The organism is Leptolyngbya cf. ectocarpi LEGE 11479 (assembly GCF_015207065.1).
Lineage (GTDB): Bacteria > Cyanobacteriota > Cyanobacteriia > Phormidesmidales > Phormidesmidaceae > Leptothoe > Leptothoe ectocarpi.
In genome coordinates this window covers 1-11,936 of sequence record NZ_JADEXP010000196.1, presented here as the reverse complement: position 1 = coordinate 11,936, position 11,936 = coordinate 1, and the positions used below count along the sequence as shown (strand labels likewise).

The following is an 11,936-nucleotide window of genomic DNA, read 5'->3' as shown; positions in this document are numbered from 1 at the left end:
GCCTTAGGGCTTAGCGATGGTGAGATTTTTGATTCCCTACGCCACCCTGAATACTTTCAAAAAACCATTGAAAAAGAAGGCCAGTTTAGCGAAGAAGAAGCCCTATTAGAGCTATATCGTAAGCTGCGTCCTGGTGAACCGCCAACGGTGTCCGGGGGGCAGCAACTTTTGAACTCCCGTTTCTTTGATCCCAAGCGCTATGATCTAGGTAAAGTAGGGCGTCACAAACTTAATCGTAAGCTGCGACTAAATGTGCCAGATGCTGTACGCGTACTCACACCTCAGGATGTGCTGGCAGCCATCGACTACCTGATTAATTTAGAGTTTGATATCGGTATCATTGACGACATTGACCACCTAGGTAACCGCCGGGTGCGTTCTGTCGGTGAATTGTTGCAAAACCAGGTAAGGGTCGGTCTAAACCGTTTAGAGCGGATTATTCGTGAGCGCATGACTGTCTCTGACGCGGATTCCCTCACGCCTGCATCCTTGGTCAACCCCAAGCCTCTGGTTGCTGCCATTAAGGAGTTCTTTGGTTCTAGTCAACTGTCTCAGTTTATGGACCAAACTAACCCCTTGGCTGAGCTAACTCACAAACGCCGGATTAGCGCCCTTGGCCCCGGTGGTCTAACCCGTGAGCGAGCTGGTTTTGCCGTGCGCGATATTCACCCATCTCACCATGGCCGTATTTGTCCTATTGAGACACCTGAAGGTCCTAACGCTGGTCTGATTGGCTCGCTCGCTACCCATGCTCGGGTCAATGATTTTGGCTTTATTGAAACGCCATTTTTCCAAGTCGATAACGGTCGTATTCGTAAAGATTTACCATCGACCTATATGACCGCCGACGAAGAAGATGACTTCCGAGTGGCACCCGGCGATATTCCCATTGACATTGATGGCAATATTCTGGGCGAGTCTGTCCCTGTTCGATATCGGCAAGACTTTATTACCACCGCCGCCGCCGAAGTTGACTATGTGGCAGTATCGCCAGTCCAGATTATTTCAGTGGCCACCTCCTTGATCCCCTTCTTAGAGCATGACGATGCTAACCGCGCTCTAATGGGGTCGAACATGCAGCGTCAGGCGGTACCTCTATTACGTCCAGAACGTCCCTTAGTTGGTACAGGTCTAGAAGCGCAAGCTGCCCGAGACTCAGGCATGGTTGTCGTGAGTCCTGTGGATGGTGAGGTTACGTTCTTAGATGCGAAAAAGGTGGTTGTTACCGATGCAGAAGGTCGCAAATATGCTCAAGAACTGCAGAAGTACCAGCGTTCCAACCAAGACACCTGCTTGAATCAACGTCCCCTCGTCTTTACTGGTGACAAGGTTTCAGCTGGTCAGGTTCTGGCCGATGGGTCAGCTACCGAAGGCGGCGAAATCGCCCTGGGCCAAAATGTTCTGGTGGCCTACATGCCTTGGGAAGGCTACAACTACGAGGACGCAATTCTGCTCAGTGAGCGTCTGGTATATGACGATCTTTATACCTCTATCCACATCGAGAAATTTGAGATTGAGGCCCGTCAGACCAAGCTAGGGCCAGAAGAAATTACTCGTGAAATTCCCAACGTTGGTGAAGATGCCCTACGACAGCTCGATGAAACCGGTATTATCCGCATCGGTGCCTGGGTGACCTCAGGCGATATTCTGGTCGGTAAAGTTACGCCTAAAGGGGAGTCCGATCAGCCTCCAGAGGAGAAACTATTACGGGCTATCTTTGGTGAAAAAGCTCGGGATGTTCGAGATAATTCTCTGCGCGTACCCAACGGAGAGAAAGGACGCGTGGTTGATGTCCGTGTCTTTACTCGCGAGCAAGGGGATGAATTACCCCCTGGTGCCAACATGGTAGTGCGGGTCTACGTGGCTCAAAAGCGTAAGATTCAGGTCGGCGATAAGATGGCAGGCCGCCACGGGAATAAGGGCATTATTTCCCGTATCTTGCCTATTGAGGATATGCCCTATTTACCCGATGGCAGCCCCATCGACATCGTGCTCAATCCCCTGGGTGTACCGTCTCGTATGAATGTGGGACAAGTATTTGAATGCTTACTGGGTTGGGCTGGTGAAAACCTCAATGCTCGGTTTAAGATCACACCTTTTGACGAAATGTATGGGGCAGAAGCTTCGTTAGAAACGACCCATGGCAAGCTGCAAGATGCGCGTGACGCCGTTGGCAATGAATGGATATTCAATCCTGATGACCCAGGCAAGATCCAGCTCTATGACGGGCGTACAGGTGAGGCGTTTGATCGCCCTGTGACCGTGGGTAAACCCTATATGTTGAAGCTGGTTCACCTAGTGGATGATAAGATTCACGCCCGTTCTACGGGTCCCTACTCATTGGTGACCCAGCAGCCCCTTGGCGGTAAAGCCCAGCAGGGTGGTCAGCGCTTTGGAGAAATGGAAGTTTGGGCCCTCGAAGCCTTTGGGGCTGCCTATACTCTGCAGGAGCTGCTGACGGTCAAATCTGATGATATGCAGGGGCGTAACGAAGCTCTCAACGCCATTGTCAAAGGTAAGGCCATACCTCGACCGGGTACACCGGAGTCGTTCAAAGTACTCATGCGTGAGCTACAGTCTCTCTGTTTAGATATTGCCGTTCATAAGCTTGAGACCCAAGAGGATGGCACCAGTCGTGATGTCGAAGTTGATTTGATGTCGGATTCCATTAATCGTCGTTCACCGTCGCGTCCTACCTACGAATCCATCTCTCGAGACGAAGCTGCAGCAGAATCTTCTCCTCCGGCCGCGCCTGCGCCCGCTGCGACTCCTCCTGCTATTGAAGAACCGCAACTTTAGCCGTTGATAGGTAGCCTGGGCGTTCAGTACTCATCTGTTTTCCCTACGGTGTAAGCAGCTCATGACTAAATTGAGCGTTCAGGTAATTTCCTCAGGTATCGAGGTTTAAATCAGCTTTTTAGTCTCTAAAACCCTCGATCCAAATCCACGTTTTGTCCTGAATGTATAGGCCGCGTACAAGGAACCAAGAGAATGCCAAAACTAGAACAGCGCTTTGACTACGTCAAAATCGGTTTGGCTTCGCCCGATCGGATTCGTCAGTGGGGTGAGCGCACGCTGCCCAACGGCACGGTTGTTGGGGAAGTAACCAAGCCGGAAACAATCAACTACAGAACCCTTAAGCCCGAAATGGATGGGTTGTTCTGTGAACGCATTTTTGGACCTGCTAAGGACTGGGAGTGTCACTGCGGTAAATACAAGCGTGTTCGTCACCGTGGGATTGTGTGCGAACGCTGTGGTGTAGAGGTGACGGAGTCTAGAGTGCGACGTCACCGCATGGGCTACATCAAGTTGGCTGCTCCGGTCGCCCATGTTTGGTATCTCAAGGGTATTCCTAGCTACATTGCTATTTTGCTAGACATGCCGCTGCGGGATGTAGAGCAGATTGTCTATTTCAATGCCTATGTGGTTTTAGAAGCCGGTAATGCCGATAGTCTTAGCTATAAGCAGCTGCTCACAGAAGACCAATGGATTGAGATTGAGGATCAGCTTTACGATGAGGAATCTGATCTCTCAGGTATTGAAGTCGGCATTGGGGCTGAGGCACTACAGCGCCTCTTGGAAGATTTAGAACTGGAAGCGGTTGCTGAGCAATTGCGGGAAAATATTGCCAATGCCAAGGGACAAAAGAGGGCAAAGCTGATCAAGCGTTTGCGGGTGATCGATAACTTTATTGCCACGGGCTCACGCCCTGATTGGATGGTATTGGATGTGATTCCAGTTATCCCCCCCGATCTGCGTCCCATGGTCCAGCTAGATGGTGGTCGATTTGCCACATCGGACCTCAATGACCTTTATCGTCGTGTGATCAACCGAAATAATCGTCTGGCAAGGTTACAAGAGATTCTAGCTCCTGAGATTATCGTTCGTAATGAAAAACGGATGCTGCAGGAAGCCGTTGATGCCCTGATTGATAACGGTCGGCGTGGTCGTACGGTAGTAGGTGCTAACAATCGTCCGCTGAAATCACTGTCAGACATTATCGAGGGCAAACAGGGCCGTTTTCGACAAAACTTGTTGGGTAAGCGGGTTGACTACTCTGGTCGCTCGGTAATTGTGGTGGGGCCTAAGCTCAAAATTCACCAGTGTGGCCTGCCCCGAGAGATGGCTATTGAGCTGTTTCAACCTTTTGTTATCCACCGCTTGATTCGTCAGGGCTTGGTTAACAATATCAAGGCAGCCAAAAAGCTAATTCAGCGTAACGATCCTAGTATCTGGGGAGTCCTGGAAGAAGTTATCGAAAACCACCCAGTTATGCTCAACCGAGCACCAACGTTACACCGTCTTGGGATCCAAGCATTCGAGCCGATGTTGGTTGAGGGGCGGGCACTGCAGCTACATCCTCTGGTATGTCCTGCCTTTAATGCTGACTTTGACGGCGACCAGATGGCAGTGCACGTGCCATTATCTCTAGAAGCGCAGTCCGAGGCTCGGTTATTGATGTTGGCCTCCAACAACGTGCTTTCTCCAGCTACGGGACGACCCATTATTACGCCTAGCCAAGATATGGTACTGGGCTGCTATTATCTCACCGCAGAAAACCCATATCAGCAGAAAGGAGCTGATTCTCACTTTGCCAGTATGGAGGATGCCATTATCGCCTACGAGCAAGGCATGGTAGATCTTCATTCTTGGGTTTGGCTACGTTTTGACGGACCTGTGGAGTCTGATGGTGATCCCATTGAGGTTATTGATAACGGCGATGGCATGGTGACAAAACGGTATCAAAATCGTCGTGTGCGCGAAGACAGTGACGGTAACCTGTTGTCACAGCATATCTACACGACTCCTGGACGCATCATTTACAACCATGCTGTCCATGCGGCGCTTGCCAGTTAGAAGCATCGTCTAGTTTTTTTCAGTTAGCCATTAGCACATTGAGGCGGAGAGCACCCATGGCAGATCAAGGTAACGAAAAAGCCAACAATATTATTTTTCGCAATCGTATTATCGATAAAAAGCAGCTCAAAAACCTGATTTCCTGGTCATTCGATAATTACGGCACAGCTCGTACGTCGGCTATGGCCGATGAAATCAAATCCTTGGGGTTCAAGTATGCTACCCGTGCGGGTGTATCTATTAGTGTTGATGATTTACAGGTGCCTCCTAGTAAACGTCAGTTGCTGGACGCTGCGGAGCAAGAAATTCGTGATACTGAGGAACGCTACACCCGAGGAGAAATCACAGAAGTAGAACGTTTCCAGAAAGTAATTGATACCTGGAATGAAACCAGCGAAGAGTTAAAAGATGAAGTAGTTCGTAACTTTAAGGAAAATAATCCGCTCAACTCCGTCTATATGATGGCATTCTCTGGGGCTCGCGGTAATATCTCCCAGGTGCGTCAGCTAGTCGGTATGCGGGGATTGATGGCAAATCCTCAAGGGGAAATTATTGACCTGCCCATTAAAACTAATTTCCGAGAAGGTCTGACCGTTACCGAGTATATTATTTCGTCCTACGGTGCCCGCAAAGGTCTTGTGGATACCGCCCTGCGTACGGCAGACTCAGGCTATCTCACCCGTCGTCTTGTGGATGTATCCCAGGATGTCATTATTCGTGAGATCGATTGTGGTACCGATCGCTGCATTCCGTTGAGTGCGATGACCGATGGTGAGCGAGTGCTGATTTCTTTAGAAGATAAGCTTTTGGGGCGTGTACTAGCCGAAGATGCCATTCATCCTAAAACGGGTGAAGTGGTGATGCCTCGCAATAAACCTATGGATGCAGATATGGCGAAGGCTGTGGATGCTTCTGGGATTAAAGAGGTCAAAGTTCGTTCTGCGCTCACCTGTGAAGCGGCCCGCTCAGTTTGCCAACACTGTTACGGGTGGAGCCTAGCCCATTCTCACATGGTGGACTTGGGCGAAGCCGTTGGTATTATCGCAGCTCAGTCTATTGGTGAACCAGGTACTCAGCTCACCATGAGAACCTTCCACACGGGAGGAACCTTTACTGGGGAACTGGCTCCCCAGGTGAGAGCTAAGGTAGCTGGACAGTTTACGATGCCTGACACGCTTAGAAGTCGTGCCTTCCGGACTCGTCATGGTGAAGATGCTCTGGTGATGGAATCGAATACAGAGGCCAAGGTTGTTATGGATAGCGGGAAGACCCGTTCTGTCCAGCTCCCCCAAGGTTCGATTGTCTTTGTCCCAGATGGTGCAACCTTAGCTAAAGGTGACTTAATTGCAGAATTGCCGACTACTGGCCGCGTCCGTAAAGTGACTGAGAAGGCCAGTAAGGACGTAACGTCTGATATGTCTGGTGAAGTTTTCTTTGAAGGTCTGGTTCAAGAAGAGAAAAAAGATCGCCAGGGTAATATTACAAAGTTGGCTCAACGGGGTGGCTTACTGTGGGTGCTCTCCGGTGAGGTTTATAACCTTCCTCCGGGAGCAGAGCCGACCGTTAAGAATGGTGACATGATCGAGTCCAGCGGTATTTTGGCTGAGACCAAAATTGTCACCGAGCGCGGTGGTATCGTTCGTTTACCTGACCGTTCTGACAGTAAAGGCAGCCGTGAAGTTGAGATTATTACGGCTTCAGTAATGTTGGATACCACTGAAGTAGAAGTTGAAAGTGGTCAGGGTCGTGAGCACTATTTTCTCCAGACAGATAAAGGTTCACGGTACTCTCTAATTGCGACTCCTGGTGCCAAAGTGACAGGTGGTCAGGTCGTTGCTGAACTTGTAGATGATACTTACCACACGCACAGTGGAGGCATCATCAAGTTTTCTGGTGTTGAGGTTGCTAAAAAAAGCAAGGGTAAGCAGGGCTATGAAGTTACTAAGGGTGGAACTCTGCTCTGGATTCCTGAAGAAGCTCATGAGGTCAATAAAGACATCTCTCTGTTAATGGTTGAAGATGGCCAGTACATCGAAGCTGGGACCGAAGTTGTCAAGGACATCTTTTGCCAGATTAGTGGTGTGGTTGAGGTAACCCAAAAGAATGACATTCTTCGGGAAATTGTCATTAAGCCAGGGGATATCCACATGGTGGATAGTCCAGACGCAGCTAGCGGTAAAGATGGTGTTTTAGTAAGCGCTGGTGAAGAGGTCATACCTGGAGTCACGGCTGAGGAACTTCGGTTTGTTGAATATGTGGAAACTCCAGAGGGTGCAGCCCTGCTGTTACGTCCTGTTCAAGAGTTTGAAGTCCCTGATGTTCCTACGGTTCCTAGCCAATATTCCGTTAGTGACAGTGATGACAACTCCATAGGGATTACTGCAATTCAGCGGATCTTCTTTAAAGACGGTGAACGGGTTAAGTCCGTTGACAGTGTTGAAATCCTGCGGACCCAGTTAATTCTCAATGTTGACAACGAGTCATCCAATTTGACGGCGGACATTGAATTGGTGCCCGATGAAAATGATGCTGATATACAGCGTCTGCAGCTGGTGATTTTGGAGACACTCGTAATTCGCCGGGACATTGCTGCCGATCAGACCCAGGGTAGTACTCAGACCCGCTTATTGGTGGAAGAAGGCCAAGAGATTCATCCCGGTTCTGTAGTTGCTCGTACTGAAATCCAGTCTAAAGAAGCCGGGGAAGTACGCGGTATTCGTCAGGATGTGGAATCTGTCCGGCGTATTCTTGTTGTCCGTGATAGCGATCTTGTGACTGTGGATCTCGGTGGAAAGTCTCCCACTGTCAAGGAGGGTGACTTGTTGGTGGATGGTTATCCTTTAGCTGAGGAGGTTCTCTCAGAAGAGTCTGGTCAGGTTGTTGCTGTGCACGATAGTAGTATTGTTCTGCGCATTGCTCGTCCCTATCGAGTATCGACGGGTGCGGTGCTGCACATTGAAGATGGTGATCTGGTCCAGCGGGGTGACAATCTAGTTCTACTCATCTTTGAGCGTGCTAAAACCGGTGATATTATCCAAGGTCTACCTCGGATTGAAGAGTTACTAGAAGCCAGAAAACCTAAAGAGGCCTGTGTTTTGGCTGAACGTCCTGGTAATGCCCAGGTCGTTTACGGTGAAGATGAGACGGTAGAAGTCAAAATTGTTGAAGATGATGGTGTGGTAGCTGAATATCCGATCGCCCCAGGTCAACCCATGATTGTTTCTGATGGTCAGCAGGTCAGTCTAGCTGAACCTTTAACTGATGGGCCTTTGAATCCTCACCAGATTCTAGAGTTCTTCTTTAAGTATCACCGTGAGACAAAAGGTGTTCACGAGTCTGCCATGATCAGTCTTCAGGAGGTACAAACCTTCTTGGTGAACGAAGTTCAGTCTGTATATCAGTCTCAGGGGATTGATATTGCCGATAAGCACATTGAGGTGATTGTGCGACAGATGACATCAAAAGCTCGGGTTGAGGATGGTGGTGATACAACCATGCTACCTGGAGAGTTGGTAGAAATTCGTCAGCTAGAACAGGTGAACGAAGCGATGTCGATTACTGGTGGTGCTCCAGCAGAGTATACGCCGGTGCTTTTAGGCATTACTAAAGCCTCTCTGAATACTGATAGCTTTATTTCAGCGGCAAGTTTCCAGGAAACGACCCGCGTGCTGACAGAAGCTGCAATTGAGGGTAAATCTGACTGGTTACGAGGTCTCAAGGAGAACGTTATTATCGGACGTTTGATTCCTGCTGGTACCGGATTTAATGCCTATGAGGAACGTTCCAGCCCTGAGATTGATCCTTCGTTTGATAAGGCCTTCCTGTCAGATGATATGGCTTTACAGGACATGGTTCTAGATGATCGCACCGCCCGGGTTTACGACCGTGAGGGGGGGCTTAATATGTTTACGGATGACATGCTGGGGAATAATGCGCCGGCAGGAGGAGATGCAGCCGCAGCAGCTGGGGAGCCTAAAGCACCTCCATCACCATTTTTGGATGATAATGCATTGATTGATGACCAGACGGCCGCTCTTTAGCAATCAATGCCAGGAGGGCCACTAGCATCATAAACTGCCTCAACTAAAAGGATGGCTCGTGGGATATCCCACGAGCCATCCTTTTTTGTTCCCTTAGTAAAGGAAAGAACTGCGAATCTTATGCGTCTGGATCGAGTTCCGCTGATTTAACCACGATGGTTTGGGTTTGGTCTCCACGGCGTAAGCTGAGTTTTAGACGCTGGCCAATTTTAGATTGATCCACATAGGACTGGAGCTGATTGGCTGTATTAAAATTCTGATCATTAATTTGAGTAATCACATCGCCACGACGTAAGCCAGCTTTCGCAGCGGGGGTGTCAGGTAGGACCCGAATCACAAGCACACCACTAATCTCAGGAATAAGCATGCTGGCATTAGGGTCATCGTTGTTACGTTTTGCCATCTCGGGGGTGAGATCGGCAATTTGAATACCCAAGTAGGGGTGGGCAATGTGTTCACCACGGGCTAGCTGGTCTTGAACGGATTTGGCTTTGTTGATCGGAATGGCAAAGCCAATGCCCATGGCGTCAGCGCGAATTGCGGTATTGATGCCGATGACTTCGCCTTGACTATTGAGCAAGGGACCGCCAGAATTACCCGGATTAATGGCGGCATCAGTTTGAATAAAATCAAGCCGCTTGTTAGGAATACCGACAGTTGCGCTAGAACGCTTGAGCGTACTGACAATACCGAGAGTGACGGTATTATCTAAGCCCAAGGGATTACCCACTGCAATGGCCCAGTCTCCGACGTCTATAGTGTCAGAGTCTCCTAGGGCGACTACGGGTAGATTTTCCTTGTCTGCGTTGATTTTGACAACGGCTAAATCGGTTAATTCGTCGACACCTTCGACAGTGCCGTCAAAATGACGCCCATCTTTGAGGGTGACTGTAACCCGATCGGCTTGGTCTACGACATGGGCATTCGTGAGAATATAACCATTGCTATCTACGATGAAGCCCGATCCCTGGCCACTGAGCCGTTCTTCCTGGGGAATACGCTGAAAGGTATCAGGGCCGAAGAATCCTCTAAAAACGGGATCGTCGTAAAACAGATCGGGAACGTTGCGCGTGATGGTGCGTTCGGTATCAATGCGGACAACGGCATCACCAACACGATGTACGGCTGCAGCGACGAAACTTTCGCTCGATAGAGAGGTCGTTTCGGCTGCGGTTTGCGTCAGTGCCGCTACGGGCTGGATACCCGACAAGAATAGCAGCACTGCTGATAGGCAGGTAATCAGCCATCGACCGAGGTGATGGCTCAATGTAGATAGGTCAAACGGCTTCATAAGGTCATTCTCTGAGACAATAACGGCCCTAAAAAGACTCTGGGAAAGCCTGAGGAAGGCTTTGTAGAGGATGGGGCCCAATGGCCAAAAGTTGGTTCTATTGTGACAGTTTCATCGGTAATCGTGGGCGGAAACCCCCCCTGGAAATCATCACCCACGGTCGCTAGGACATTGGGCTGTCTAAGATAGCGACTATGGGGCTGGCGATGTAATGTAGGTATTGCTTGTTGAGGGGGAGGATGCGATGGCTGGCAGAGCTAGGTTACCGGTTGCGCTGTCGATGGGGGTGATGTTTGCGATCGCACTCAGCCTATTCGCAAGCTGTCAGGACCTATCCCAGCTCGTTGCGCCTAGCTATGAAGCTCAGCTAGCGGAGTATCTATCCAACACGGGGACAACAATGTACGGAGCCTACTGGTGTCCCCACTGTGCCAGACAAAAGCAGCTATTTGGCAACGCCGCTCAGCTGATTCCCTATGTAGAATGTGATCCACGTGGGGCAAATGCCCAGGTCGCTCTATGCGATGCCACTGGTATTAACGCCTATCCCACCTGGCAAATCCATGGAGAATTCTATTTAGGAGTCCATCCCCTCAAACAGTTGGCAATCCTCTCAGGGTTTGAGCAAACCGGCGGGCAGCCTGATATAGATACGGGGGAGTGGGGCGGTTTTAGCCCAGCTCAGTAGGCCCGCATCAGTCAGCAGTGCAAATCCCACCTTGTTCGGGTTAGATTACCAAACTGTTTTAGAATGTAACTAAAGAATTTACGTTACCAGGCCTTCGGAAATGGGGGCGTATACAGGAGGATTACTAAGCACCATGGGTGGAGAAATTTTTTCGGTTTCAGTAACCATGTTTGTCATTGTCATGGTGGGTCTAGGCGTCGGCTTTCTGATGCTAAAGATTCAGGGTGCTGAAGAGTAATCACTCGATTAGTTCAGTATTAGCTGAAAGCCAGTTCTCATATTTGAGTTATTTGGCCTAACTCGGCAATCAAACTACCGAGTTTATCTCTAGTTTTTTTAAACAAATGTGGCTGAGTCAGCAGCATATCGCTGGTGCAGCCACTTTTTTTATGGTCGATAGCTATTTTCGAACGCTGCGACGTCTGTTAAGATGAGTGAAGCGTTAAGTTTTGTTTAGAGTCCAACATGAGCATATTGGTAGTTGGTGCAACGGGTACGCTGGGTCGTCAGATTGTACGCAATGCGTTAGATGAAGGGTTTGACGTCAAGTGTCTCGTGCGTAACTTCCAAAAGGCCGCGTTTCTGAGGGAGTGGGGCGCACAGCTGGTGCAGGCTAATATCTGTGGTCCCAAATCCTTACCCCCCTGTTTTGAAGATGTCACAGCTGTCATTGATGCGGCTACATCCCGTCCTCAGGATTCTGCTTATGATGTGGACTGGGATGGCAAAGTCAATCTGATCAAGGCAGCGTTAGAGGCCAAGGTGGAGCGCTACGTATTTATCTCAATTCTCAACTGTGAGAAGTATCCCCATGTGCCCTTGATGGATATTAAGCATTGCACAGAAAAATTCTTGGAAGAATCAGGGATTAGCTACACGATTTTGAGACCCTGTGGGTTTTTGCAAGGATTGATTGGTCAGTACGCGATTCCAGTCTTAGAAAAGCAGGCAATTTGGGTGATGGGAGAAGCCGCACCGATTGCTTACATGAATACTCAAGATGTGGCTCGATTTGCGGTGCGGGGTTGTCAAGGACGTGAGGAAAAGAGCTGCTCCTTTG

Annotated in this window: 7 protein-coding genes; 6 read left to right on the top strand and 1 reads right to left on the bottom strand. The window is 49.5% G+C overall.

The window, feature by feature from the left end:
• The 3 genes from rpoB to IQ260_RS18970 form a co-directional block, all read left to right on the top strand.
• Positions 1-2,799: DNA-directed RNA polymerase subunit beta (gene rpoB / locus IQ260_RS18980; protein ID WP_193994672.1), on the top strand; the 2,799-nt coding region annotated here is incomplete at its 5' end.
• A gap of 192 nt (positions 2,800-2,991) precedes the next feature.
• Entirely contained in the window at positions 2,992-4,857 is a 1,866-nt protein-coding gene (locus tag IQ260_RS18975; protein WP_193994671.1) for a DNA-directed RNA polymerase subunit gamma, read from the top strand.
• 56 nt (positions 4,858-4,913) lie between these two features.
• Positions 4,914-8,897 (top strand): DNA-directed RNA polymerase subunit beta', encoded by a 3,984-nt coding sequence (locus IQ260_RS18970; protein ID WP_193994670.1) that lies wholly within the window; start codon positions 4,914-4,916, stop codon positions 8,895-8,897.
• Between the two features lie 118 nt (positions 8,898-9,015).
• Here IQ260_RS18970 and IQ260_RS18965 read toward each other — a convergent pair whose 3' ends face one another.
• Positions 9,016-10,188 (bottom strand): HhoA/HhoB/HtrA family serine endopeptidase, encoded by a 1,173-nt coding sequence (locus tag IQ260_RS18965; RefSeq protein WP_193994669.1) that lies wholly within the window; start codon positions 10,186-10,188, stop codon positions 9,016-9,018.
• Positions 10,189-10,432: 244 nt separating this feature from the next.
• Here IQ260_RS18965 and IQ260_RS18960 point away from each other — a divergent pair, with 244 nt between their 5' ends.
• The 3 genes from IQ260_RS18960 to IQ260_RS18950 all read left to right on the top strand — a co-directional run.
• Positions 10,433-10,876, top strand: a complete 444-nt coding sequence (locus tag IQ260_RS18960; protein ID WP_193994668.1) for a glutaredoxin family protein — start codon at positions 10,433-10,435, stop codon at positions 10,874-10,876.
• Positions 10,877-10,976: 100 nt separating this feature from the next.
• Entirely contained in the window at positions 10,977-11,114 is a 138-nt protein-coding gene (gene petM / locus IQ260_RS18955) for a cytochrome b6-f complex subunit PetM (RefSeq protein WP_228016257.1), read from the top strand.
• A gap of 227 nt (positions 11,115-11,341) precedes the next feature.
• The coding region (locus IQ260_RS18950) for an NAD(P)H-binding protein (RefSeq protein ID WP_193994667.1) at positions 11,342-11,936 on the top strand (595 nt) is incomplete at its 3' end.